General features: G+C 70.9%; 22 protein-coding genes and 1 pseudogene. 14 read left to right on the top strand and 9 right to left on the bottom strand.

The annotated features are described in order from the left end of the window. Positions 1–13: 13 nt before the first annotated feature. The gene (locus tag ACZ8ZB_RS00975; RefSeq protein ID WP_470735806.1) at positions 14–385 is read right to left on the bottom strand and encodes a VOC family protein; all 372 of its coding nucleotides are present in this window, start codon (positions 383–385) and stop codon (positions 14–16) included. A gap of 80 nt (positions 386–465) precedes the next feature. On the opposite strand from ACZ8ZB_RS00975, the gene ACZ8ZB_RS00970 reads away from it, so the two are divergent. Together ACZ8ZB_RS00970 and ACZ8ZB_RS00965 are read left to right on the top strand one after the other, a co-directional pair. After that, positions 466–927, top strand: a complete 462-nt coding sequence (locus ACZ8ZB_RS00970; protein ID WP_470735805.1) for a MarR family winged helix-turn-helix transcriptional regulator — start codon at positions 466–468, stop codon at positions 925–927. Positions 928–1,312: 385 nt separating this feature from the next. After that, positions 1,313–1,459: a hypothetical protein gene (locus tag ACZ8ZB_RS00965; protein ID WP_470735804.1), complete on the top strand. Its 147-nt coding sequence runs from the start codon at positions 1,313–1,315 to the stop codon at positions 1,457–1,459. A 496-nt stretch (positions 1,460–1,955) separates the two neighbouring features. Here ACZ8ZB_RS00965 and ACZ8ZB_RS00960 read toward each other — a convergent pair whose 3' ends face one another. Continuing rightward, a complete protein-coding gene (locus ACZ8ZB_RS00960; RefSeq protein WP_470735803.1) occupies positions 1,956–4,196 on the bottom strand; it encodes an MMPL family transporter in 2,241 nt (746 codons plus the stop codon). 251 nt (positions 4,197–4,447) lie between these two features. Between ACZ8ZB_RS00960 and ACZ8ZB_RS00955 the strand changes: the two genes are divergently transcribed. From ACZ8ZB_RS00955 to ACZ8ZB_RS00945, 3 genes are all read left to right on the top strand, one after another. After that, the gene (locus ACZ8ZB_RS00955) at positions 4,448–5,203 is read left to right on the top strand and encodes a TetR/AcrR family transcriptional regulator (RefSeq protein ID WP_470735802.1); all 756 of its coding nucleotides are present in this window, start codon (positions 4,448–4,450) and stop codon (positions 5,201–5,203) included. A gap of 651 nt (positions 5,204–5,854) precedes the next feature. Then, the gene (locus ACZ8ZB_RS00950) at positions 5,855–6,376 is read left to right on the top strand and encodes an FAD-binding protein (protein WP_470735801.1); all 522 of its coding nucleotides are present in this window, start codon (positions 5,855–5,857) and stop codon (positions 6,374–6,376) included. Positions 6,377–6,543: 167 nt separating this feature from the next. Beyond that, on the top strand, positions 6,544–6,714 hold the full coding sequence (locus ACZ8ZB_RS00945) for a hypothetical protein (RefSeq protein ID WP_470735800.1): 171 nt from the start codon (positions 6,544–6,546) through the stop codon (positions 6,712–6,714). 133 nt (positions 6,715–6,847) lie between these two features. Here the strand turns inward: ACZ8ZB_RS00945 and ACZ8ZB_RS00940 are convergent, their stop codons facing one another. Both ACZ8ZB_RS00940 and ACZ8ZB_RS00935 read right to left on the bottom strand, forming a co-directional pair. Then, positions 6,848–7,966, bottom strand: a complete 1,119-nt coding sequence (locus tag ACZ8ZB_RS00940; protein ID WP_470735799.1) for a fatty acid desaturase family protein — start codon at positions 7,964–7,966, stop codon at positions 6,848–6,850. A gap of 7 nt (positions 7,967–7,973) precedes the next feature. Continuing rightward, positions 7,974–9,029 (bottom strand): ferredoxin reductase, encoded by a 1,056-nt coding sequence (locus tag ACZ8ZB_RS00935; RefSeq protein ID WP_470735798.1) that lies wholly within the window; start codon positions 9,027–9,029, stop codon positions 7,974–7,976. An 86-nt stretch (positions 9,030–9,115) separates the two neighbouring features. Between ACZ8ZB_RS00935 and ACZ8ZB_RS00930 the strand changes: the two genes are divergently transcribed. The 8 genes and pseudogenes from ACZ8ZB_RS00930 to ACZ8ZB_RS00895 all read left to right on the top strand — a co-directional run bounded on the left by ACZ8ZB_RS00930 (position 9,116) and on the right by ACZ8ZB_RS00895 (position 16,510). Then, positions 9,116–10,255, top strand: coding sequence for a PucR family transcriptional regulator (locus ACZ8ZB_RS00930; protein ID WP_470735797.1), 1,140 nt, complete (start codon positions 9,116–9,118; stop codon positions 10,253–10,255). An 830-nt stretch (positions 10,256–11,085) separates the two neighbouring features. Continuing rightward, positions 11,086–11,634 (top strand): YciI family protein, encoded by a 549-nt coding sequence (locus ACZ8ZB_RS00925; RefSeq protein ID WP_470735796.1) that lies wholly within the window; start codon positions 11,086–11,088, stop codon positions 11,632–11,634. A 695-nt stretch (positions 11,635–12,329) separates the two neighbouring features. Beyond that, positions 12,330–12,539, top strand: a complete 210-nt coding sequence (locus tag ACZ8ZB_RS00920; RefSeq protein ID WP_470741655.1) for a hypothetical protein — start codon at positions 12,330–12,332, stop codon at positions 12,537–12,539. Positions 12,540–12,633: 94 nt separating this feature from the next. After that, a pseudogene (locus ACZ8ZB_RS00915) lies at positions 12,634–12,900 on the top strand (transposase); the annotation flags it as partial. Positions 12,901–13,181: 281 nt separating this feature from the next. Further along, entirely contained in the window at positions 13,182–13,535 is a 354-nt protein-coding gene (locus tag ACZ8ZB_RS00910) for a DUF4406 domain-containing protein (protein WP_470741389.1), read from the top strand. Continuing rightward, complete coding sequence (locus ACZ8ZB_RS00905; protein WP_470735795.1) at positions 13,532–14,200, top strand: NUDIX domain-containing protein; 669 nt, start codon at positions 13,532–13,534, stop codon at positions 14,198–14,200. Before ACZ8ZB_RS00910 ends, ACZ8ZB_RS00905 begins: the two co-directional genes overlap by 4 nt. Positions 14,201–14,935: 735 nt before the next feature. Next, positions 14,936–15,493: a hypothetical protein gene (locus tag ACZ8ZB_RS00900; RefSeq protein ID WP_470735794.1), complete on the top strand. Its 558-nt coding sequence runs from the start codon at positions 14,936–14,938 to the stop codon at positions 15,491–15,493. Between the two features lie 66 nt (positions 15,494–15,559). Beyond that, positions 15,560–16,510 (top strand): ornithine cyclodeaminase family protein, encoded by a 951-nt coding sequence (locus tag ACZ8ZB_RS00895; RefSeq protein WP_470735793.1) that lies wholly within the window; start codon positions 15,560–15,562, stop codon positions 16,508–16,510. An 846-nt stretch (positions 16,511–17,356) separates the two neighbouring features. On the opposite strand, the gene ACZ8ZB_RS00890 is transcribed toward ACZ8ZB_RS00895, so the two are convergent. The 3 genes from ACZ8ZB_RS00890 to ACZ8ZB_RS00880 all read right to left on the bottom strand — a co-directional run bounded on the left by ACZ8ZB_RS00890 (position 17,357) and on the right by ACZ8ZB_RS00880 (position 20,289). After that, positions 17,357–18,610: an MFS transporter gene (locus tag ACZ8ZB_RS00890; RefSeq protein ID WP_470735792.1), complete on the bottom strand. Its 1,254-nt coding sequence runs from the start codon at positions 18,608–18,610 to the stop codon at positions 17,357–17,359. Between the two features lie 340 nt (positions 18,611–18,950). Beyond that, positions 18,951–19,640, bottom strand: a complete 690-nt coding sequence (locus ACZ8ZB_RS00885; RefSeq protein WP_470735791.1) for an ArsR/SmtB family transcription factor — start codon at positions 19,638–19,640, stop codon at positions 18,951–18,953. Between the two features lie 226 nt (positions 19,641–19,866). Then, a complete protein-coding gene (locus ACZ8ZB_RS00880) occupies positions 19,867–20,289 on the bottom strand; it encodes an SGNH/GDSL hydrolase family protein (protein ID WP_470735790.1) in 423 nt (140 codons plus the stop codon). A 490-nt stretch (positions 20,290–20,779) separates the two neighbouring features. Here ACZ8ZB_RS00880 and ACZ8ZB_RS00875 point away from each other — a divergent pair, with 490 nt between their 5' ends. Beyond that, positions 20,780–21,565 carry a DeoR/GlpR family DNA-binding transcription regulator gene (locus ACZ8ZB_RS00875; protein ID WP_470735789.1) on the top strand — a complete coding sequence of 262 codons (786 nt, stop codon included), beginning with the start codon at positions 20,780–20,782 and terminating at the stop codon, positions 21,563–21,565. A gap of 132 nt (positions 21,566–21,697) precedes the next feature. Here the strand turns inward: ACZ8ZB_RS00875 and ACZ8ZB_RS00870 are convergent, their stop codons facing one another. Further along, complete coding sequence (locus tag ACZ8ZB_RS00870) at positions 21,698–22,576, bottom strand: alpha/beta fold hydrolase (protein WP_470735788.1); 879 nt, start codon at positions 22,574–22,576, stop codon at positions 21,698–21,700. Positions 22,577–22,762: 186 nt separating this feature from the next. Next, on the bottom strand, positions 22,763–23,539 hold the full coding sequence (locus tag ACZ8ZB_RS00865) for a GNAT family N-acetyltransferase (protein WP_470735787.1): 777 nt from the start codon (positions 23,537–23,539) through the stop codon (positions 22,763–22,765). Between the last annotated feature and the right edge of the window lie 1,676 nt (positions 23,540–25,215).

Genomic DNA, 25,215 nt, shown 5'->3' with positions numbered 1-25,215 from the left:
GTGGTGGTCGTGATCAGCCTCCGTGGACGGTGAGCCGGTAGCCCTCGGGGCCGGTGAAGGTGAACGTCGGCCCGAAGGGGCTGTCCTGTACCGGGCCGGCCACCTCGACGCCTGCCGCGACGAGCTGCGCGTGCAGCCGGGTGGCGTCGTTGGTGCGCAGCCACAGCGCCACTCCCAGGCCTGGGGTCGAGTCGCCGGTCAGGTCGGTGCCCGGCAGCGGCTCACGGACGGCGAAGGGGATCGGGGTGGTGGCGAAGACCACCGCGTGGGGCGGCGAGACGGGGGCACGGCGCAGGCCGAGGTGCTCCTCGAAGAAGGCCGCTGCCGCGGGCAGGTCTGTGACCTGCAGAGCGATGAAGTCGGGGCCCTCGACGGTGGCGGTCATGGTTCCTCCAGAAATTGGATGTCAGTACTTTGACATCGAGGACTGTAGATACATCCTGTCGAGCATGTCAAAATGCTGACATGGAAGATCGGATGCCCGTTCCCCCGCCGCACCCAGCCCAGGACGTCACCGAGCACGTGGGATACCGCCTCAAGCGCACCTCGGCCGCGCTGCGCTCCGCCATGGACAAGGCGCTGCGCGAACACGGCCTGACCGTCCCGCAGTACTCCTGCCTGGAACTCCTTGATGAACAGCCCGGTCTGTCCAACGCCGACCTGGCTCGCGGCACGTTCGTCACCCGGCAGTCCGCCAACGTCGTCCTGCGCGGCCTGAGTGAAGCCGGCCTGATCACCCGCCCGGCTTCCGCCGAGCACGGCCGCGCCCTGCCCGTGCACCTCACCCCGGCCGGCCGGGAACGCCTGCACGCCGCCCGCGGCGCCGTCTATGCCATTGAGCAGCGCATGATCAGCAAAGTGGCCCCGGGCCGCCTGACGGCCCTGCTGGCCGACCTCGACACGATGGCCGAAGCCCTCGGCGACTGACCGGCCGGCAGCAGACGCCTCGGCTCGGGCAGGGCCCAGGTCACGTCTTCGATGCCTTCGAGGGTGGCCGGTCATTTCCTGAACACCCCCGCCTGCCTGCTCGACGCGCGTGGCGGACGTGCGGGCCGCGCGCCGATCGCGGAGGAAGCGGCGGGCCCCGGCGGCGCGTTCGGCCTGATCTCGCGCTGGGTGCTGCCGAGGCGGGCTGTGCTTGAGGTCGGCGTTGACCAGCTCGTCGGGGTTCTGTTCGACGGCCACGCAGCGGGCCGGACGCAGCCGTCCGGTCCCGGTCGGGGGCGCATTGCGGTGAGCCGCGGGGGCCTTTCCGGCCGCCGGTGGCCGGTGCAGATGTCGCGATCCACACCAGGCCAGAAGGCCCTCAGCCGTGACCCCTGTCACCGTCCGCGGCCTCCCCGGACGGAACGCCTGGAGCGAGTACGACCACGACAACCACGAGCACTGTTCCACCTGCCAGGCCTGGCCATACGCAACCCTCCGGCTTCCGGCCCTGCCCCGCGCGGCGGCCGGGTGACGCGCGCCCCGCGTCCCGGCCCGCTTTGACGCGACCGGCCGCGTCCTCCGGCCGCGGCATTCGGCTCGCCGTGCGAACCGGCCGGAACGTCACCAGCCACTCATACGGACGCGACAAGAGCTTCGGCGCCCGCCTGCAGCGACCACGACCCGGACGTGCTCCTCGAAGCCGTCGGCACCGCCGACCCCGACGCCGCTTCCGGCGCGGTGGGGGAGTGGCACGGCACGGTTGCACCCCCTGGAACAGGCCGGGACTCCGGAGTCCCGCAAAGGGGGTGGTGACCGCAAGCGGTCCACGAGGGATACGGCTGACGGACCGTGGTCGCACTGTTCTCGAGGGGCCCGCCGCAGCACTCCGGCTGATCGTCGAGGCAGTCGGTTCCCCGGATACGGCCGGTCGTCCGCCTGAGGGGGAACACGTGGGAGGAACCCACTTCCTTACCTCCTGAGCCTTGCGCGATGAGCTGCGGTGGGTGGCTGAGCGGTGGTCAGACGGGTCACACCATGGTCGACTCCTTTGCGCCCGCCCGGGCAGCTGCCGCCGGTCCGGGGGCGGACGTCGGCTTGGGACCGCCTTCGCTGAGGCCGTACCGCGCGTGGAACGTGCGCAGGAAGCCGGGCGCGTACCAGGCCGAGTTCCCCAGCAGACGCATCGCGGCGGGGACGAGCACGCCGCGGACGGCGAGGGCGTCGATGAGGATGGCCAGTCCGCTGCCGAGGCCGAACATCTGTATGAAGCTGAGTTCGGCGGTGCCGAAGGCGAAGAAGCTCACCGCGAGCAGGAAGGCGGCCGCGCTGACGATGCGCCCGGTGTGGCCGAGGCCGTTGACCACGGCGGTCTCGTTGTCCGCTCCCTGGTCGTGGAGCTCCTTGATCCGGCTGGTGACGAAGACCTCATAGTCCATCGAGAGGCCGAAGCCGATGCAGAACATCAGCACGGTCATCGACAGCTCCATCGGCTGGGCGGTGAAGCCGAGCAGTGAGGAGAGGTTGCCGTCCTGGAAGATCCAGGTCATCACACCGAGGGTGGCGCCCAGGCTGATGAGGTTGAGTGCCAGCGCGCGCAACGGCTGCACGACGCTGCCGGTGAACAGGAAGAGCAGCAGGAAGGTGGTGAGGACGACCAGGGCCACGGCCAACGGGAGCTTGTCGGTGATGGATTCCTTGGCGTCGACCAGTACGGCGTCGTTCCCGCCGACCAAGGGATCCGTCCCCGGAGGCGGAGTCACCGAGCGCACCTGCTCGACCAGGCTCTCGGCCGCCTCCGACTTCGGCGTCAGGCTGCTCACCACATTGATCCGCTGTGCGTCGGGCCGGCCGAGGGCGGAGTCGGCCGGGTCGGCCGCGGCGGGCCGTCCCGCGCTGTAGGTGCCCGCGCTGGTCTCGACGCGCTCGACGCCCTCGAGCGCGGCCAGTCGCCCCGCGTACGAGGCCAGTGGGGCTTCGGCCACGGAGGTGTCGATGGCGATGAAGACGGCCGAGTCCTCGCTGCCGCCGAACTCCTCCCGCAGGACCTGTGAGACCTGGCGGCTCTCGGCGTCCTTGGGCAGCACGCGCTCGTCCGACGTCCCGAAGGTGACGTTCAGCAGAGGGCTCGCCGCCAGCAGCAGCACGGCGAGAACGGGCACCGCTGTGAGCACGGGCCGCCGCATGACGGTGCGCGCCAGCCGTCCCCACACGGGTGCCTGAGCTTCGGAGCGCCGCGACTTCGCCCACGGCATCCGTCCGCCGTTGACCCGGTGCCCCAAGGTCTTCAGCAGGGCCGGCATCACGAACAGGGTGCTCAGGGCGGCGATGACGACGACGCCGACCCCGGTGAAGCCGAGCGAGCGCAGGAAGTACTGCGGGAACACCGTGAGGGCTGCCAGGGCCGCCGCGACGGTCGCTGCGGAGAAGGCGACGGTGCGGCCCGCGGTGTGCACCGTCCGCCGGACGGCGTCGTCCACGCTCACCCCGGCCGCGATCTGCTCCCGGAAGCGGCTGACCATCAACAGGGCGTAGTCGATGCCCAGTCCGAGACCCAGGGCGGTGGTGAGGTTGGTCGCGGTGTCGGCCACGTCGGTGACGCTGCCGAGCAGGAAGAGCTGGGCGAACGAGCCGATGACGGCGATGACGGCGATGGCGAGCGGCAACAGCGCCGCGACGACGCTGCCGAAGACGATCAGGAGCAGCACGAGGGTCAGCGGTATGGCGATCACCTCGGCGAGGACCAGATCCTCGACCACCTGGTTCGACACGTCGGCTCCTACAGCGGCGCCTCCTCCGGCCCGGACGGTGAGGGTGTCCTCGTAGGAGCCGCTGTAGGTGTCCAGGATCGCGATGGCGCTTTCCCGCTGCTCGGTGGTGTCGCCTTTCACGTGGGCGAGCACCATGGCCTCACGGCCGTCCTCGGAACGCAGGTGCGGGCTGTTCGTCTCCCAGAACGAGACGACGTTGCTGAGCCGCTCGTCCTTCTTGAGGTCGGCCACCAGGTCCTGGCCGTTCTCCTCGGCGGCGGGGGTGTCGATGCGGCCGTCGGGGGAGCGGACCAGCAGGACGAGGTTGGTCTCGCCGCCGAACTTGTCGGCGATGACGTTCGCTGCCCGTGTGGAGGGGGAGGCGGGGTCGTCGAAGCCGCCTCCCTTCAGCTTGCCGAAAGCGCCGGCACCCACCACGCCCATCAGTGCCACGGCCAAGGCAGCCACGACCAGCACCAGTCGGGACCGGCGGATCGCCAAGTCGGCCATACGTTCGAACACGAGTGGATCTCCTTCGGGGTACTTCGGGGAAAGCCGAGAGGCGGCGGCCGGGCGAGAAGCCGGCGGAATGCGTCGCAGAGCCCTCTTCGCCCCGGCAGGGGGTGCGCGATGCCGCGCTCGTCGCCGCCGGGAACGACGCTAACGGGGTAGTACGTTCTTGAGCAGGAGGAGATTTACCTGACACTGTCAGGTTTTTCGGTCGGGTGTAGTTCTCTGATGACCTGTCCCGTCAACCGCCTTAGGATCGCCGCATGTTCGCCGAAAAGCCCGCGACGGTCCTGCCCTCCCTGCGCCAGCGACGCCGAGCCGTCGCCACTCGAGAGATCGTGGACGCCGCCGAGCGCCAGATCGCCGAGCACGGGCCGCACGCCCTGTCCCTGCGAGCGGTCGCCCGCGACCTCGGCATGACCGTGCAGGGGCTCTACCACTACTTCCCGAACCGGGACGCCCTCGTCACGGCGTTGCTGGCCAAGGCGTACGACGACCTGACCGATGCCGTGACAGCAGCCGTCGACGCAGCGGCCGACGAACCGGCTGCACGGCGGTTCCTGGCCGCCGCCGAGGGCTATCGCCGCTGGGCCGTCACCCACGTCGAGCGATTCCAGCTGCTGTACGGCGCACCGCTGCGCCATTACGAGGCGCCTGCCGAGGGCCCGACCACCCAGGCGATGCGGCGACTGAGCACGGTCTTCCAGCGAGAGATGTTCGATGGGTTCACCACGGCACAACTCGCCGCAGCCGACACTCGGGCGCTCTCGCCGGCTCTGCAGACGCACCTGGAGCACCTGTTTCCGCATGGCGCGGAAACCCTGCCGCCTTCCGCAGCCGCTCTCCTCCTCGGCACCTGGGGGCACATGCACGGCATGGTCGTCCTGGAGGCCTTCGGTCACACCTCCTTCATCGGCGAGCACCAAGCGGAGATCTTCCGCATGGCCATGCGCGACCTGCTGGAGGACATCCATCGGCGGATCCCCGAACAGCCCCCGGGCACACCGGCTGCCCCTTGAGGGGCGGCGCTGGACGCGCGGCGGCCGCACGGGCGGCTGACCCGGTCCCGCACCGGGGCCGACACCGATGGGACGGGTGCTCCCGGTGCTGCCGACCCCTCGGCCAGACACGCGGGGGCAGGCCTCGGCCAGTGAGGCGCTGCCGCTCTGCTGGCACGTTGTGACCTGCCGGTCCTCGCACCGGCGCCAGGACGGGTGCCGTCGGAGTTCCGTCAAAGCCGTGGTACCGCCATGAGGCAGTCATCAACGAACGGGCCGACGTGGCCGACGGACGAGCCCCTCCCCGCCGTGGATCAGCGACGCGCGGCAGCTCCGCGGTGGCAAGGTCGCCTCGCTCGCGTACGACGACCAGGACAGCCTGTGAAAGGTGAAGCCGCCGGCGCCGCTGGGGTCTGTCCGGGCGATCACTCGTTCCGTCAGGGTGACCCGGCGGAGGGATCTGATGAGTGCTGCGGAGACGAGTCGCACGCAGGCGGTCGCGCTCGTGCAGCGGATGATGCAAGCGGACTGCACCTCGGACGGCGAGCGTGCGAGCGGGTCGCCACGGACGAGGAGCGGGCGCGTGACCTCCCCTTCGTGATCGACCGGTTGACAGCGCTTCGAGCCCTGTCAGGCACGATCCGCGGACAGGGGTGCCTCCCACACGCACGTATGGTCGACACTCGGCGGACCGGGGCGGCAGGGCACTCCACCGGTGGCGCGGCCGGCGTCCGCTTCGAGCGGCTGATCCCCGAGGCGGCGCGGCACGGACTGGCGCCGCTGGGCGGTTCCGCCCCGCACGTGGGCGTCGTCTCCTGCACCTTGGGCGGCGGACTCCCGCTGCTCGGACGCAGTCACGGCTGGGCGGCCGACCGGGTCCTGGCCATGGACGTGGTGACCGCGGACGGCGAGCAGCGCCACGTGACCCCGGAAGACGACCCGGACCTGTACGGGGCGCTGCTGGGCGGACGGGGCAACTTCGGCATCGTCACGGGCATGGAGTTCGGCCTGGTCCCGGTGGTCCGGCTCTACGGCGGCGGCCTCTTCTACGATGCCGAGCAGGCACCCGGCCTCCTGGAGGCGTACGCGGGGCGGACCACCATGGTGCCGGACGAGATGAACTCGTCGGTGGCGCTGATCCCCTTCCCGGAACACCTTCCGCCTCAACTACAACATCCCGCCGGTCGCCGGTGAATGTCATCGACTCCCGGAGAACTCGATGACACCGTCGTGCACGCCCGGCGCCGCGGCGCGGTCCCGCCCGCCGACGGCTGCCCGGCTCCGCCGCCTCCTCGCCCTGGACGCAACCGGGCGCGGGCGCTGCTCTGCCGGCCGTCCGCGCCCATCCGCCGCTCGCGTGGGTGCTGCTGGTCGCCGTGACCGGGGCCGTGTGGGCGGCGGCGAGCATCACCTCCCTCGCCCTCGACTGGCGGGACACCACCACCGCCCGCACGGCGTGGACCGTCCTGCAAGCCGTCCCCGTCCCGCTGCTCACCGTCCTGCAACCCGCCGCGCTGCGCGCCGGGGCCTGACCCCACTTCACTCCTGGAGTCCCGCGTGACCCGACGCATCCGACGTCGCGGTCGCCCACCGTCCGCGACGAGTCTCACCGAAGCCGACGACGGCGCCGCCGGTACGGCCGAAAGATCCGAACCGGTACCGGAGTCAGGCCGCGAGGAGTTCCTGCTCACGGTCCGGCGCCTTGACCTCGGGCTTCCTGTTCGGCAGCGAGAGCCGGAAGACCTTGCGCCACGCGGAGAACACCTGCTTGGGCAGCGGCCCGGTGACGTACTCCAGCTCGTATTTCTCGAACAGCGCGCGCACCTTCACCGCGACCTCGGCGTACCGGTTGCTCGGCAGGTCCGGGAACAGGTGGTGCTCGATCTGGTGTGACAGGTTGCCGGTCATGAAGTGCATGGCCCTGCTGCCGCTGATGTTCGCCGAGCCCATCATCTGGCGCAGGTACCACTGGCCGCGCGTCTCGCCCTTGATCGACCGGCGCTCGAAGACCTGCACGCCCTCGGGGAAGTGCCCGCACATGATCACCGAGTGGGACCAGATGTTGCGGACCAGGTTCGCGGTGAACGTGGCGGCGAGCGTGGGGAGGAACGACGGGCCCGACAGCAGCGGGTGAACCACGTAGTCCTTGAGCACCTGCTTGCGGATCTTGCGGCCCACGGCCCTGGCCCGCGCGCGGAACTCCGGGTCCTTGCGGCGGCGCTTGCGCAGGTTCTTGCCGAGCTCCAGGTCGTACGCTGCGATGCCGTACTCGAAGAAGCAGGCGTTGAGGAAGTTCCACAGCGGCTGGCCGAGGTGGAACGGGTGCCACTTCTGGTCCTCGTCGACGCGCATGATGCCGTAGCCGAGGTCGTTGTCCTTGCCGATCACGTTGGTGTACGTGTGGTGCAGCTCGTTGTGCGAGTGCTTCCACTGATCGGAGGGCGAGACGTGATCCCACTCCCAGGTGGTGGAGTGGATCTTCGGGTCTCGCATCCAGTCCCACTGGCCGTGCAGGACGTTGTGGCCGATCTCCATGTTGTCCATGATCTTCGCCACGGACAGACCGGCGGTGCCGAGCAGCCAGGCGGGCGGGAAGATCGAGAACAGCAGCACGCCTCTGCTGACCAGCTCGAGCTTGCGCTGCGCGGAGATGACCTTACGGATGTAGGCGGCGTCTTTCTCGCCGCGGCTGGCGATCACCTCGTCGCGGATCGCGTCCAGCTCGCGGCCGAGCTCCTCGATCTGTTCCGCAGTCAGGTGGGCGGTGGGGTCGATGGCGGTCAAGGTGCTCCTACCGTTCGATGTCGCAGGGGCCCGCCGCGGCGGACACGCAGGTCTGGATGAGGACGCCCGGCTCGGCCTCGGTGATCTCGCCAGTGCGCAGGTCGCGGACGGCGCCCGCCTTGAGCGGCGTGATGCAGCCGAAGCAGATGCCCATGCGGCACCCGGAGGGCATGAGCACGCCGGCCTCCTCGCCGATGTCCAGCAACGGCGTGGCGCCGTCCGCGTCGACGGTCTTGCCGGTGACGCTGAACGTGACCTCGCCGCCGTCGCCGGCGACGACGATGCCGGGGCGGAAGCGTTCGGTGTGCAGGCGCTCTTGTACGCCGTGCTCGCTCCAGTGCTCTTCGGCGGCGTCGAGCAGGCCCGCGGGCCCGCAAGCCCAGGTCTCGCGCTCGGCCCAGTCGGGCACGAGTTCGTCGAGACGGGCGATGTCGAGCATGCCGTCCGTGGCGGTGTGCACCTCGGAGAGCCGCAGCTTCTTGTCCGCGACCAGGTCGTGCAGTTCGTTGCGGAAGATGACGTCTTGCGGCCGTGGCGCGCAGTGGACCATGACGACGTCGTCGAACTCGGTGTCGCGCAGCATGCCCATCACGGGCGTGATGCCGCTGCCGGCCGTCAGGTAGAGCACCTTGGCGGGCTTGGGCTGCGGCAGCACGAAGTCACCGGTCGCCTGGTCGAGCTGGATCAGCGTGCCCGGTTTCGCCCTGCGGACCAGGTGGTTGCTGACCTTGCCGTCCGGGATCGCCTTCACGGTGATCGTGAAGCGGCCGTCCTGGCGGGTCGTCGGCGAGGTGATGGAGTAGGCGCGCCACAGGCGCACCCCGTCGACGTCGACCCCGATCCGCACGTACTGGCCGGCCGTGTGGCCGCGCCAGCCTCGCCCAGGCCTGATCACGACAGTCGCGGCGTCACCCGTCTCGGGGTGCACGGCCTCGATGCGCCCACGCAGGTCTGCGCCCGCACGCAACGGGCTGACCAGGTCGAGGTAGTCCGACGGCAGCAGCGGCGTCGTGACCATCTCCAGCAGTTTCCACGCCCTGCTGCGCAGGGCTGTACTCGTCATGACTCCAGCTTGCTGCCCCCCAAGGCGTAAAGTCCTGACCGCAGGACGTAAATCTGGTCGGTTGAATTGTTCGCAGGGAACAAAACGTGAGCCATGCAATCCGGAGGGCCAGCGAACTGGCCCTGGACGAGACGACGGTCACCGCACTTCGGGCCGCGCTGAAGACCACCGCCGACGAGGTCGTCCAGGCGATCATCGACGAGGTCCCTTCCTACGCCAACGCCCTTTCGGGCCACATGGGCGCCACCATCCGCCGAGCCGTCCGCACCGCCCTGGGGCACTACCTGGACCTCGCGAGCGGGAACGCCACAGGCGGCGACGCCGGTGACGCGGCCTACGAGCTGGGCCGCGGCGAGGTCCGGGACGGCCGTTCGATGGACGCCCTGCTCAGCGCCTACCGCGTCGGCGCCCGCGTGGCCTGGCGATGTCTGGCAGCGGGTGCCGTACCCGCAGGACTGCCCGCCGCCGAGGTCGCCAAGTTCGCCGAGCTGACCTTCGCCTACATCGACGAGCTCTCCGCCGCGAGCGCCGCGGGCCACGCCGACGAACTGGCCGCCCGGGGCAGGGCCCACGAGCGTCACCTGGAACACCTGGCCCGCGACCTCCTCGCCGACGCGAGCCCGGACGTGCTGCTGGCCTCTGTCCAAAGGGCCGGGTGGCAGCCTCCGGTTTCGCTGACCGCGGTCCTGCTGCCCGCCGCCCAGGCCCGGCCTGCCTACCGCGCGCTCGACCCGAGCACCCTCGTCCTCGACGATCTGCCGGACGCCACCGGTGTGCTGCTCGTCCCCGATGCGGACCGATCACATCTCTTGAGGCAGATGACCGACCGCACCGCCGTGGTCGGCCCGGCCCGGCCATGGACTCGTGCGTCCGCCTCGTACGCACGAGCCGTACGCGCGCGCTCCCTCTCCTCCGATATCCGCGACACCGAGGACCACCTGCCCGAGCTGGTGCTGAGCGCCGACGCGGAGGCGTTCGCGGACCTGCGTGCCCGAGCCCTCGCACCGTTGCGGACCTTGCCTGTCACGACCGCCCGGCGGCTGGAGGAGACGTTGCGGGCGTGGCTGCTGCACCAGGGCAGGCGGGAGGAGGTGGCGGCGGCGTTGTTCGTCCATCCCCAGACGGTCCGGTACCGGATGTCGCAACTGCGGGAGCTGTTCCCGGATCTCGCATCGCCACACCGGGTCCTTGAACTGACGCTGGCGGTCGGTCTTCGGATCAGCTGACGAGTACCTCGTCCTCGGTGCCGTCAGATGGCTCATGCGGTCCGGGGAAGAGCGGTATGGGCCGACTGAGACCGGGGGTTGACGAGGAAGACCGGACAAGGCCCCCGGGAAGCCCGTCGGGGGCGCTGTCGCCGAGCAGCGCGGTGGCGGATACGGCTCGACTGGATCCGGTGGACGATGCGCACCGGCCCGCTCGTCGGCGCGCTCATCGAGCGTCCGGCCGGTGAGCTGGGCCGCTACGCCCTGGAGAACGGCTTTCATGCCGCCGTGGAGGGCGCTGTTCTGGCACGAGCCGCCCCACGGGCGCGCATCGGGCCGCAGCCGGGTGACCGGCGGGGCGGTCAGGCCGGGTCACCAGGGGCGGGGCCGGACAGCTCGCGCCGGGGACCACCGTGGTTCCGCGACGGCCTCGTGCCTCCCTTCCGACAGGTTGACCGGACGACCGGCCGACCGGCCGGGCCGGCCTGGCGCACCGCCGTGTCTTCGTCGCGCTGCCATCCGCGAGCCGGGAGGCGAACCGCCTGTCCGGGACCGGCCGTTCCCCGGCTTCGGGGAGTTCACCGACCTTGACGGGAGCGGACACCGACCACAGGACGAAACGCCCCGGGCTGTGGGACCGCCAGGTGCGCCTGTACCGAGTGCATCGCGCGGTCACCGGCTGCCCCGATCCGCTCCCTGCGCGCCCTGGAGGGCGCCGTCGCCGGACGGCTGCGCGCTCGGCTCCCAGCTCACGTCCCTGCGCTGGCGGAGTGTGCCTCGCCCGGAGAGCGGGGTCATCGTCGCCGGAAGCCGGTTGAACTGCTGCCTTCGGCAGGGAAGGGTCTGCGGTCATGGAGTTCTTCTGCTACCACCGTGATCGGCCAGGCTCCCTCGCGTTACGCGAGGAGTTGCTGGAGGAGCACTGGTCCTACATGGACCGGTACGCGAAGGAGCTGATCGCTCGCGGCCCGACCTTCGCCGATGACGGTGAAACACCCACCGGCAGCGTGCACATCGTCGACCTGCCCGATCCCGCCGCCGCCCGCGCGTTCGCCTTCGACGAGCCCAACTACCAGGCCGGCGCGTACCGGGACGTGCTGCTGCGCCGGTGGCGCAACGTGCTGGGGCGCACCATGTGGGATTTTCCCGGAGGGTGGACCGGTGGCAACCGGTACCTGGTGCTCGGCCTCGGCGAGGGTCCGGCCGCCGACCTTGCCCTGCCGCTCGAGCGGGACGAACTGGTCGCGTACGGGCCGCTGCTGTCCGACGACGGCGACACCTGGCTGGGTACGGCGGTGCTGCTCAGGGCCCCGGACCCGGACACGGCACGAGCCGTCCTGCATCCGGACCGGTACGCGGATGTCGAGGTCCACGACTGGGAGTTCGGAGGACGTCGATGAGCCACGAAGGCACCGGGCTGATGTCGTCCCCGGACCACATTGACCCGGGGCAGCGGCGGTGACGGTGGCGATGCGGGCGGTTCCGCTGGTGGGTGGACCGGTGGAGTTGCGGGGTGCGCTGGACCTGGAGATCACCCGGGCAGGGGTGATGCCACGCCGGTTGCCCGCGTGGACCAAGGAGCAGTACCGGGAGCCGTCGGTCCACGGGGTGACCGCGATGCCTTCGGGGTGCGGCTGGTGTTCCGCACCGATGCGCGCGTATGGGAGTTCGAGGTGCTCACCTCCACCGGCCGGCTCGACTCCGACCCCCGCCCTTGCCCGACCGGGACCTGGCCGGTGGTGGCAGCCGTGCTCGGAGGAGCGGAGGTGATCAACCTCAGCCAGGCGGGCAACGCGCTGCTGGATCCCCATGTCGCCCGGACGATCCGCGATACGCCCGCCGACCTGATCAGCCTCAAGGTGGGCATCGACATCATGAGCCTGTCCGCCTTCCGGCTGCGGACATTCGGCCCGGCGGTACACGGATTCCTGGACACGAGGCGGGATGGACACCCGGACACCACGCTGTTGTTGATCTCTCCGGTGAGCTGCCCGGCCCTGGAGGGGCCCCGGCCCGACCGTGACCGGCCCGGACGGCGGGCTCGCCGCCCCTGGGCGACCCGGCCGATGTGGCCGCCGGGGCATTGTCGCCGGCGGTGGTCCGTGCCGAGCCGGCCCGCATCGCTGCGGCGCGACAGGCGTCCGATCCCCACCTCCACCGTGTCGACGGACGCGAGCTGCTCGGCCCGGACGAGGCAGAGGACCTGGCCGACGGCCTTCACCCCGCCGCCGCACATCGTCGCATGGGCAAGCGCTTCGCAGCCCACGCCTTCGCGACCGGTGGTCCCTTCCGCTGGGCGAGCTGAGCTCCACACTCTGCACCAGAGGTGTGGAGCTCCAACGCTCTTCCGGCCGGAGACGGGCGGTGGGGGAGTCAGGGCACTGCTCGCCTCGGAAAGGGTGATCACGGCCGGTCAGCGGGGCGATTCCCCGCGGTTCGAGCCCGTCCTGGAAGCGATCCGGGTTTCCCGGCTGGAGCTCGGCAGGCCGCGCAAGCGCCCGGACCGGGTCCGGGCCGACAAGGCGTACGAATCCCGCAGCAACCGCTCCTACCTGCGCAGACGCGGGATCAAGGCGATCATTCCGGTTCCGGTGGACCGGGGCCGCAACCGCCTCAAGCGCCACCGGGCCGTCGCCACGAGGTACGACAAACTGGCCGTCCGCTACGAACGACGTGCTGATCTCCACCAGGGCTTACACGAGACGGCCTGCAGTGCAGCCTCGTATGTCTCCGCCGCCCGCGGACCTCATTCTGGAACGATCAGTAATAGAACATATTGTTGTTCAAATGAACTTGTAGATGTTAGAAATGGTTCCTGGGCATCGCCGGCCGACGGAGCCTGGCCGCTGCGGTCGGCTTGGGCTCCGACGGGCCTTTCCTGTCGGAGCCCGCCCAGCGTCAGATCCCGTGGAGGAGACAGCCTGTGAACACCCACCCGCATTCGTTGATGATCCTCGTCGCCGGACCGTACCGATCGGGCACCGGTGACGACCCGCTCAAGCTGGAGGCGAACGTCCGCGCGATGAACGAGGCCGCCCTGACGCTCTTCCGCGCCGGCCACCTCGGAGTCACCGGCGAGGCACTCGCCCTGCCGCTGCTGGAGACCGCCGGCAGCACCGGCCCAGGCGACGCCGTCTACGAGGAGATGTTCCACCCCGTCGCCGAGCGGCTCCTCTCCCGCTGCGACGCGGTCCTGCGCATCGGTGGCCCTTCCGAGGGCGCCGACCTGATGGTCGCCTGGGCGCGCGCCTGGGACAAGGCCGTCTACACCAGCCTCGATGACATCCCGGCCGCCCGGTGACAGCCGGGATCGACGTACCCGACCGGCGCGGCCGTACCGGTCTCGACCGGCACGGTCGTGATCTGACCGGCAACCCGCGGGTGCGCATCCTCGACGTGCAGGTCCTGTCGTGCGACTGGTACGTCCTGCGCAGGACGACCTTCGACTACCGGCACAGCGACGGACACTGGAGTCGCGAGCAGCGCGAGACCTACGATCGCGGCGACGGCGCCGCCCTTCTCCTCCACGACGCCTCCCGCGGCACCGTTCTGCTGACCCGTCAGTTCCGGCTGCCGGCCTATGTCAACGGTCATCCCGACGGAATGCTCATCGAGGCGGCGGCCGGCCTCCTGGACGGGGACACGGCCGAGGAGGCGATCCGCAGGGAGGCGGCCGAGGAGACGGGCCGGACGGTCGGCACGGTCGAGCACGTCTTCGACGTGTACATGAGCCCCGGATCGGTCACCGAACGCCTGCACTTCTTCGCCGCCCCCTACGAGAACACCACCGTCCCTGCGGAGGGCACACGAGGAGTCGCCGGTGAGGGCGAGGACATCGAGGTCCTGGAACTCCCCTTCCCCGAGGCCCTCGCCATGATTCGCAGAGGGGAGATCGTCGACGCGAAGACGATCATGCTCCTGCAGTGGGCCGCGCTGGAGGGACCCTTCAAGCACATCCGTCGCTGAACCGTCCCCCGTCGTATGGACATCAGGGAGACGGTGCTGCGCCGGCTCGCCGGCCAGGGGGCTGATGCCGGGGACGGCGGGCAAGCGTTCACCGACCCGGGCAGCCTGACCGGCCGGGTCCACCAGCGCGTAGATCTGCTTCCCGAACCCGTTCGGGAAGCCCTGCGCGACCTGGCCGTCCAGGGCAGCCCTTTGATCAGGGCGGCGCCGCTGGGGCAGCGGGTGCCCCATGGGGTGGCTGTCCGGTCATCGCCGGCTCGGCCCTCGCCGCGCACACGATCCCGCACGGGGGAGCGGCGGGTGGAGTTCATGCGAGTTCCTCTCCGGAGCGCGCCACGCTCACCCTCCCGGGGAGCGAGCGCGACGCGGGACGGTGCCCGGGCGAGGCGTGCCCGATCCGGGAGCCGCGGCCCTGACGCACGGACGCGGGCGGCGGTGTCCTGCGCACACCGGCTCGGCGGCGTACGACGCACGGTGCCCTGTCCCTCACGAACTGCCCGCCGAAAAGGCGAACTTGCAGTTCGTCTCGGAGGGATGAACATTTTTCTTGTTCGCACGAACATGGCTGTGTTAAAAAATGCACGGGGTCCACGGAACGACACCGTTCCTCCGCATCCCCTCATCCGAGGGCGGAGGCGGTCACGCCAAGGCTGCGACCTGGAGGACCAGGCAGGCAGGCGATTCAGCGCGAGGCCGTCTCCCCGGTCCACGACTCACAGTCCGCGAGGAGACGAAATGACCTGTCGCACGCTCATGGCCGCGGTGCTCGGAGCGGCCACGGCCGCCGTGGTGGCACTCCCGGCGGTCGCGACCGCTTCCCCCCACGACCCGGAGACCCCCGTCACCGTCACCCGGGAGAAGGGACACGTGCTCGCGTGTACGGGCACGACGTCCGGTGTCGAAGTGGCGGTCGACCTCTACGACAACGACGTGTTCGGTACGCACGCCGCTGTGAGCGTGCGGACGCCGGACGACGAATACGTCCGGGGAGGGGAGACCGGGGCGGGCCTCTTCCACAAGGGCCGCATAAAGCGGGAGTTCGTCCTCGACTCCGAGACCTCGGGCACCGCGCAGACGGTCGTGGTCAGTGGCGCCTACGTACGGTCCGGGCCGCCGAAGCGCGTCCACGAGGTGTACGACGAGCCGTTCGGCCAGGTGGTGACCAAGGGGTGGAACTATCCGCTGGAGGCCGACGTGACGGTGCGGACGATGGGGCGGCAGGTGAAGCTCACCTGCGGAGAGGCCTTCGCCTACAAGCTCACGACATGGCGTCCGGCCGGCACCGCCGGGTGACCGGCCGGGCCCGTCGAGCGCGGCTGCGCCGTCGGCGTCCGGCCCGCCGCCCGAGGGAGAGCACCAGTGACACGCGTCCTGACCCGCAGCGATCTCCTGTCCGTCCTGGATGTCGGATCGTGCGTCGAAGCGCTGCGTGAGGGGTTTCGCGACGACGACCGTATCGCCGCACAGGGGTCGAGGGTGCACGGCGACCTCCCCTTCCCGGGCACGGCCACCGTGCTGGTCCCGGGGCTGCTTCCGGGAGTGGAGGCGTACTCGGTGAAGGTCAACGCCAAGTTCCCGGGCGCCCGACCCGCCCTGCGCGGCGTCATCTGCCTGCACCGAGGAACCGACGGGGCGTTGCTCGCCCTGCTGGATGCGGCCACCGTCACCGCGTGGCGAACGGGCCTCGCGGCCGCGCTGGGGACTCATGTCCTCACCACCGCGCAGGGGACCGGCGGTCCCGTCGTGGGCGTCGTGGGAGCGGGAGCTCAGGCCGAACTCATGGTGAGCGGCTTGCGCCACTTCCGTGACCTGCAGGACCTCCTCGTCCACGACACGGTCGCCGACCGGGCCGAGGATTTCGCGGGACGGCACGGTGGCCGAGTGGTCGGTTCGGCGTCCGAAGTCGCCGCGGCGTCCGACACGGTCCTCCTGGCGACCTGGTCACGCCGGCCGTTGCTGGGGCTCGCGGAGACGCGGCCCGGCCAGCACTTCACCACACTGGGCGTCGACGAGCCGGGCAAGCAGGAGCTGGCAGCCGACCTGCTCGAAGCGTCGTTCCTGGTGGTCGACGATCACAGCCTGGCAGCCGCGGCGGGCGTTCTGGCCGGGGCCGACGGAAGCGCGCGGATCACCGCGGACGCCTCGCTCGGCGAGCTCCTGCGGGGCGGGCGCTCCGGCCGGACGACGCGATCGGGGACCACGGTGTACGCCCCGGTCGGCCTTCCGTGGCAGGACCTGGCCATCGCCTGGCTCGCTTACCGGCAGGCCGAGCTGGACGACGTGGGCAGCAGGGTCGACCTGCTCGCGTGAGCGCCGGGGCGCGCAGGCCGCCGTGCCGGGTCACCGGCCGGTGCCTGCGCGGCCTTCCTCTGCCTTCCCGGCACTTGGTCACCCGCCGGCGGAATTCGGTCGTGTCCGATCTGCGCGGCGGCGAGTCGAGCAAGGAGACCGGTTGTCCCACGTCCGTCCGGGGGAGAGGGGCATCTCATGCACATGCGGACATCTTTCACGATCCGGTCCGCGGTCCTCGATGACGCGCAGTCGATCTGAGGCCTGACCAACACGGTCGGCGTCATCGAGACCGGCGAGTCCGAGACCGGAGTCGCCGAAGTGATACGTGACATGACCCGGACCGGGACTTCAGGTCGGCACAGCCGTGGCGGGCTGTGCCGAAGACGTGGTCCACCGGGCAATGCAGCGCGTCGCGGCCAGGGTGCAGACGGCGCGTACGGCACGTCGGGCAGCGCAGCAGGTCGGGGGACGGATCCAGCCTCGTGCGGTTTCAACCGGGCGCGGCGGCGCGTGCGGATCGTGCTTCCTGACGAAGGGCGGCCTCGTTGCTTCCGAGAGCGCCGCCCCAGTCCTGCGGTGGGCGGGGCGGCCCTGAGGTCCCCTCCAATAGGAGCACTCCGGAACCGAGTTCATGCGGCGCGCCCACGTCACCCCTGAGCGACGTGTGCTGATTTCCTCCGGTTCGGCCCGGGGTCCGCGGACCGGCCTGCGGTTCCGACCGGAGGGTTCGCGGGGGACGGACGCCGTGGGCGGGATCGGCGTGGGACGGGAGCGCGGTGGCCCTCCGCAGAAACGGCGACCGCGCCCCGTACGTGCTGTGCGCACGCGAACCGGCCGGTGACGGCCGACGTGTGCGCGGCGGACTCACCGGCTGTTCGCGGTGGCGGCGACGGCGGGGAGGATGACGAGGGCGAGAATGCCGGAGACGAGGGCGAGGACCGTGAAACCGCCGACGGAGACGACGACTCCGGAGGCGAGTCCGCCAGTGGCTCCCGCGACAGCGATGGAGACGTCGACCATGCCCTGTCCCTTGGCACGGGTGGTCGGCGGCAGGGCGTCGGTGATCATGGCCGTCCCGGAGACGAGGCCGAAGTTCCAGCCGAGGCCGAGGAGGGCGAGCGCCAGGGCGAGCAGGACGACGGAGTGCGCCGGGGCCGCGGCCGCGGTGAGGCCGGCGGCCAGCAGGGTGAGGCCGGCGGCCGCGGCGACGGTCCTGCGGCCGTACCGGTCGACGAGCCAGCCCGTCAAGGGCGACGGCAGGTACATCGCACCGACGTGGATGCCGATCACGAGGCCTGAAGCAGCGGTACCGTGACCGTGGTCGTGCATGTGCACGGGGGTCATCGTCATCACGGCGACCATGACGAGTTGAGCCAGGATCATCGTGAGGGCGCCGAGGACGAGGCCCGGTTTGCGGCTGGAGCCCGACGCCGGGGCGGTGGTGACGGCGCCGGCCCCGTGCCGCTCCCCTTCGAGACGACGGGCGAGGAGCAGGGGATCGGGACGGAGCCAGACGAGCAGGACGAGGGCGGCCAGGCCGTAGGCGACGCCGGCGAGGAGGAACGGCCCGGCGAGCGTGGGTATGCCCAGGGCGTCGGCGAGGACGCCGGCGGGGGCGGTGAGCGTGGGGCCGACGACGCCGCCGAGCGTGGTGGCCACCAGGACCGTCGAGACGGCCCGGGCGCGATGAGCGGGAGCGGCCAGGTCCGCTCCGGCATAGCGGGCTTGGAGGTTGGTGGCCGTGCCGGCCCCGTAGACGAAGAGGGCGGTGAACAGGAGCACGGCACTGCCGGCTGCTGCTGCCGCGACGACGCCGGCCGAGCCGACGGCGCCGGTGAGGTACCCGGCTGCCAGGCCCGGTCGGCGGCCGCGGGAGTGGGACACGCGGCCGACGCCCACGGCGGCGAGAGCGGATCCCGCGGTGAACAAGGCGCTCGGCAGACCGGCGAGGTCGGTCGAGCCGAGCATGTCCTGCGCGAGCAGGGCGCCGACGGTGATGCCGGCGGCGAGTCCGGCGCCGCTGAGGATCTGGGAGGCGACCAGGACGGTCAGGACGCGGCGCTGAGTGGCGGAGTGCGGCGGTGTGCCGGTCGGAGAGTCGTGTGCGGTTGTTGTCACAGGGGTTTCCTTACGGGGGCGGCCGCAGCCGTGAGGGCGGAGCGCCGGTTCGGTGCCGCGGCGTGGAGGTGGGAGCGGACCGCACGGAGGAGGCGGTCGGGCACAGGTGGGACCCATCGTCGGCCTACCGGCGGTTCCTGAGCCTGACGCCGCGTCACTGGCGGCGGACCCGTGCGTACGGGAGCGATGTTTCCGGTCGGGCCTCGGGGCGGCGCGTACGGTACGGGGATCCCGCGGTGCAGGATCCGGGAGCCACCGTCTTGTGCACCGCCCCCGGCGTGCGGATGCGTCTGGCGGGTCCCGCCGCCGGAGTGCGCGTCGGTGTCGCCGGCCGCCTGGGTCAGGTCGGTTCTTCCGCTGCGACGGGCATGTCGGCCAGGCGCCATTCGAGCATGCCGTCGCTGAGACGGACGGCGCGCCTTCCGCGGTCGGCCAGCAGGCGGACGGCGTCATGGGCGAGGACGCAGTACTCACCGCGGCAGTACACGACGATTTCGACGTCCCGGGGCAACTCGCCCACCCGGTCGGCCAGTTCACCCAGCGGGACGGACAGGGCACCCGGAATGTGGCCGGCGTGGTACTCCTCCTGCGGCCGGACGTCGAGCACCACGACCTCCCCTGCGGCCACGCGGGTCAGGAGCTCCTCGCGGCTGACCTCGGCGGCGCCGTCGTGACCCAGATAGGCGTCGCGTGCCGCCGGCACGGCACTGTGGTGCCTCTCGGCCACCTTGCGCAGGAGTGCGAAGAGCTGGGCGACGTCGTCACCGGCAAGCCGGTAGTGGATGCGCACGCCTTCTCGGCGCGTCGCGACGAAACCTGCCTGTTTGAGGATCTGCAACTGCGCCGACGCGGTCGTCAGGTTGAGGCCGGCTGCCTTGGCGAGCGAGTCGACGGTCCGCTCGCCCTGGGCGAGGAGGTCGAGCAGTTGTAGCCGCTTGCCGCTGGCGAGTGCCTTGCCACTGGCCGAGAAGGCCTCGTAGAGCCGTTCGGGAGAGGCCGACGGGGTCACATCCAAAATCCACTCCTCCATAGATCCATGGAATACTGTAGCTCATGGAGGAGGGGGTGATCGTCCGCCCCGGCGGTCGGGACGGGTCCTGCGGCACGCTCCCCGGGCACCCGACGGCCCAGAGGCACCTCGCGCGTCGCCGGAGGAGCTGTCCATGCGAGACAGCCAGGACGCGAGCAGTGTTTCGAGAGCCTCGGCCTCGGTGGGCGTCAGCAGATCGAGCAGGCGGCGCTCGTTGCGCATGTGGTCATCGAATGTCCTTGACGGCCTTGTCGAGGAGGACCACGGCCCGGTCGGGATGCGTGTCCGGGGCGACCTGCTCCGAGACGTGGCACGACGTCCCGAACGGGTTCTCGGACGCGGTGATGCAGGTGGCGATGGTGTCGCCGAAACCCGCGTCGTTGCCGCTGGCGGAGTGGACGATGGTGCGGGCGCTGTCCTGCTTCGCCACCTGATCCAGCTGACCGTCCTGCGGCTGTTCGCGCCCGGACGGCTTTCCGCCCGCCTCGAGCGGTGGGCTGTTCTCCGCGGTCGCCCCGGAGCGCGCCGGGTTCACCGTCTTGAGCATCCCGTCATCGAAGGGAACGGCCGCGCTCTTGATCTCGGTCGTGTCCGATCGGTAGCGCTCCCCGCTGCCGTCCAAGGACACGATGGCCGGAACATCCTGCACACTTCCTCGACCTCCCGGAAGCTTCGGGATCGAGCGGGAAGAGCGTCATGCGTGCCTCGTCCCGTGATGCCCTGATGTCCTTGTCGCGGTTCTCGTCCTTCACGCTCCCCGACCGGTGTTCCGGCACAGGCACGCAGCTCCGCCCGTCCCGCCGACTGCGCCGAGGACGGCACCGGTACGCCGTCGACGACCACTTCCACGCCGTCCTGAGCACCGCCCACCCCGATGTGCCGAGCACCGGGGGCCCAGGCGTGCGGCGTGCGCGTCCTCCGTCGCGCGGCCCCGGCCGCGGACGTGTTCGCGCAGTCCACGGCTCCGGCCTCGCCGGTCGGCTCGGGCAACGGAAAGCGCGTCGGGCCCTGCCTCCGGGCAATCGGAGGGCGTCACGGCATGAACATTTCGCCCATCTCCTCACAGGCGCGATATCCGGCCGGGAGGCGGCAGGTCCTCTCATTTGTTCAAACGAACAGAGTGCTGTTAGAAATGGTTCATGAGCGCCGGAGACCGTCTTGACCTGACCCTGCGGCTTGTCCAGAACGCGGGCAAGCTGTCCGTGTCGGAACTGGCCGAACGTCTCGGCGTCTCGGAGATGACCGTGCGCCGGGACCTGAACGCGCTGGAGAGCCAGGGTCTGCTGCGCCGGGTCCACGGGGGCGCCGTTCCCGTGCGCCCGCGGGAAGAGGGCGGGGGCTTCCTCGCCCGGCGCGAGTGGCAGGCCGCGACCAAGGACCGGCTGGGGGCGGCGGTCGCCGCGATGATCGAACCGGGGTCGAGGGTGCTGCTGGATGCGGGCACCACCACGGTTCACGTCGCCGAACACCTGGTGGAGCGTGCCCCGCTCACGGTGGCGGTACTGAGCCTGCAGGCAGCCGAGGTCCTGGCGGACAGGTCAGGCATCGAGCTTCTCGTCGTGGGAGGGCGATCGCGTCCGGGTGAACGCTCGCTGGTGGGCCCCCTGGCGTTGCGCACCCTGGAAGCCCTGAGCTTCGACTGCTTCGTCATGTCGATCGGCGGGGTCCACGCCGAACGCGGCTGGACGGAGCTTTCCCTCGACGACGCGGCGGTCAAGCAGGTGGGTCTCGTGCAGGCGGCGCGAACCGTCGTGGTGGCGGACGCCACCAAACTCGGCGTGCGAGCGTTCAGCCGGGTGGCTCCGCTGAGCGCGGTGGGCGCCTTCGTCACCGATGCCGCGGCGAAGGACGTGCAGACCCATCCGAACGGGCCGCTCACCCTTCAGACGCTGAGGGAGGCCGGGGTCGAGGTCCACCTGGCGTGACGGCCGCCGGCCCCGTGTCCGGGGCCGGCGAGACCCGTCTCACGCGACGGCCGCCCGCACGGGTCCCGGTGTGCGCCGATCCCGGCTCCGCGCGGGCCGTGTCGCGGCCTCCTGCTCCCCGCCCGCCGGTGCTCAGGACCGCGCCGGGGAACCGCCGGTCCGGCCGTCGGCGAGCAGATGCCGCAGGGCACGGGCCACCTGCTCCGGGTCCTGGAGCTGAAGTCCGTGTCCCACACCGTGCAGCTGTGCGATCCGTACGTCGGGGACCTGCGCCCTGATGAACTCGACGTCCGCGTCGGTGAGGAGGCCGCCGGCCGCCGGGTCGGCCCGGAGCACCGTGACGGGAACGCCCAGTCGGCCCAGCAGGCCCTCGTCCAGCCGCCGGTACGTATCGGTGAAGCGCTGCGTCACCGCGTCGAGGAAGTCGCCGTCGTGCCGGAACAGGGAAGCGGCCATCTCCCGGACGTACGGGTGGTCCCGGCCGAAGACGTCGGCCATCGTGGCGGTTCCCCGCGGGGTCGGGACCTCCAGCGTCAGGAGGCCGTCCAGCACCTCGCGCTCCGACGAGACGACGGTGGTCAGAGTCCGCCACGATCGATTGATCCCGTAGGCCGACTGCATGTGCGCGAGCATCCTGCCGCGGGTCATCGGGGCGTCACCGATGATCAGGCCGGCCACCAGATCGGGTCGGTCCTCCGCGAGCACGGCGCCCACGTGGGCGCCGTGGGAGTGTCCCATCACCCAGCAGGGCGGGGCTCCGGCGTGCTCCAGGACCTCGGCCACGGCCGCGGCCGAGTCCTCCAGCCGGTAGGCCCCAGGGGTCGCCGGCGACTCCCCGTGGCCCGGCATGTCAGGACGGACCATCCGCGTCCCATCCGACAGCAGAGGGGTCAGGAAGTCGAACCACTGACGACGGCCCGAACCGCCGTGAAGCAAGAGCAGTGTCGTCTCACCGCTGCCGACGACGTCGTAGGCCACGCCTGCTGCGGTCCGGCGTGTCTGTGTCTGCATGTCACCACTCCCGAGTGATCTTCCGTGCGGGGCTCGCCGGGGGAGGGGAGGTGAGGCGGTCGTCGAGGCGGCTGCCCCTGCCGCACGGCGGGACGCACCGGAGCGGCGCGGGGTGCGTGCTGCACCGGCGGGGCGGCTCGCACGCCCTCGCGCGCCCCGGAGCAGCGCCGCGGGGACACCTCGGGGTCATGCGAAGTCCTGCGGGCGGAAAGCGTGCTCCGTGAAGCTGCCGCACGCCGTGAACCCCAGGCGCTGGTAGACCGGCTCACCGTCCGCTGTCGCCTGGAGCACTGCGCGGCACTGGCCGTGTCCGCGTGCCGCGTGCAGCGCGGCCACGGTGATGGCGCCGCCGTAGCCGCGGCGGCGGTGGCTGGCGAGGGTGCTGATGTTGTAGATGCCGGCCACACCGGCGTGGTGGAAGACTTCCGCCGAGCAGACCGGCTGGTCACGGTGGTACCCGACGAGGTACCGGGCAGGACAGTCGGGGCGGAGGGCCCAGTGGGCCGCTTCGCGGTAGAAGGCCCGCACCGTGGCGGCCGGAGGGTCCCAGTTCGCGGACAGCACCGCCGCGTAGTCGGCGAGTTGTCCAGGGGTCCTGACCTGATGGACGTCCAACTCCGCGACGCGGCGGCGGGGTGGGAGCTCATCGAGGGGAGCCCACATCGCCGTCTCGCTCTCGGTCGCCCCGAGGCCGGCCGCCTCGAGGCGACCGGAGAGGTCCGAGGGCGTGGAAGCGGGGCCGACCCACCAGGAGAAGGGACGTCCCGCGGCCTTCAGCGTGTGGACCGTCGATTCGATGCGAGCCACGTCCTGTCCGGGGGCGAAGCGTGCCGCAGCCACGATGTTGAACGTGTCGTCGTCGATCCCGCTGTCGGCGATCAGCAGGTCGTCCGTCTCGGTCACCGTCGCACCGGCCACCTGCCGGTGCAGGTGGGCCGCGTGCTCCGCCAGGTTGGTCTCCATGCGCACGAGGATGTCCGCTGTACCGACATCTGCGCACTGCTTCGTGATCACTACCGCCTTCAATCTCTCCAGGTGTCACACGGCTTCCGCCTCACCGGACGACCGGTTCCATACCGGATGACCCGTCAGCGATCCGGAGACGGTGAGCGGACTCGAACGAGAAGTGCTGCCGGCGCGTGCGGTGGCAGTGGTCCCCCGCTGCCCGGCGGGAGACGGGGCCGCGCCTCGTCGAACGCCTCCTCCGGGGCGGGGCGACCGCCCACGGTGATCCTCTGTCGCGTCGCCCGGCGGACTCCGTGGGGGTGTTCACCGTCCCGCGGCGGGTCGACAGCCTTACGGGGGGAGGAGGCTGACGGCGAGGGCGGGACGCCCCCGTCCGGGCACCGCGTCAGGCCTGCACCACCCTGCCGGCCGACTCGAGCCTGCACCTGACGGGCTGCGGACCGTCCTCGGCGCCGGTGTAAGGGCTCGAAGGCCGAGGTCCGCCAAAACACCTCCGTCGAACACGACATCACCGCGGGACACCGGGGCCGAGACGGCGGCGTCGCCGGTGCCGGTCGTGAACTTCGCGGCGAGGCCGCAGGCGTGGGGCGGACTGCCGCCGTTGCGCACCCCGACCCGCGCTGCCGGACGCCCGACGGCATCACCGTACGCGCAGTTCGTGATCCGCACGTCGCGCAGGGCGTTCGTGGTGCCCGGCTTCAAGTGAAAGGTCCTCTGGTGTTCTGTGTGCGTGCTGTCGGACTTCTTGCCGGAACTACCGCCGTGCGAGCCGGAGCTGCCTGCGCTGGTCAGGGCGACCGGAACGACGCCGAAGGCGGCGACGGCACGGATATGGAGAGGCTTCACCCTTCAATCCCCCCTGAATCGGCGCCACGGGTGCACTATCGGCGAACGCGACCACACTGTAACACCAATCGCACATGACATGTTCGTATGAACATGGGGATGGCAGGACCGTGTGAGACGGGCCGTTCCGTCGAAGTTGCACGACATGCCCGCAACAGCGTTCGAGGAGGGGAGCTTGAAGCGGTGGACGTGTCCGAACGAACAACGCCGGTGCGCACGGGAGCGGAGGCCGTGGCGACCGATCCGGCCGGCACTTCCGTCGCGACGCGCGAACCGCGGGCAGCCGCGCTCCGGCCTGCGGCAGTCACCACGCGTGGCACCGATGGCACGGCCTGGCGGCGAACGGGACGCCGAGGGGCGGCGGCGTCCCCACGGACGGTTGCCGGACGGGATGTCCAGCCGTTCACTCCGATGCCCTGGCGCTAACGGCGCGAAGTGGCCCCGGACTCCCGGCCCGGGCTGTCTCCACGTCCGTGGTTGAAACGATGCTTGTTCCGGCCTGAAGTGGCTTTGGACTCCGGTCCCAGCAGGGCCAGAGCCAGGGTAGGGGTGGGGCCGTTGAGGTGGGCTGATGGGCCATGAGAGAGAATGCCGGGCATGACGACTTGAAGAGCGCCGGCCGGTCGGCGGCACTGGGTCAAGGTCGCGATCTGGGACACGGTCATGGACGGTGATCGCCGAAACTGTGCTGCCTGCGGGACAGCAGTCCGCTCCTGCCGGTTCCGTCTCCATCCGCCTGAGTCCTCCATGTTTGAGCGGTGCGTCGGCTTGGCCTGGTGTTCCGGGTGCCGGATCTACCCCGGTGCGATGGTCCACATTCCCCGAAC

This window comes from Streptomyces sp. 12E, from assembly GCF_055633275.1.
This window is presented reverse-complemented; position numbering and strand designations above follow the sequence as displayed.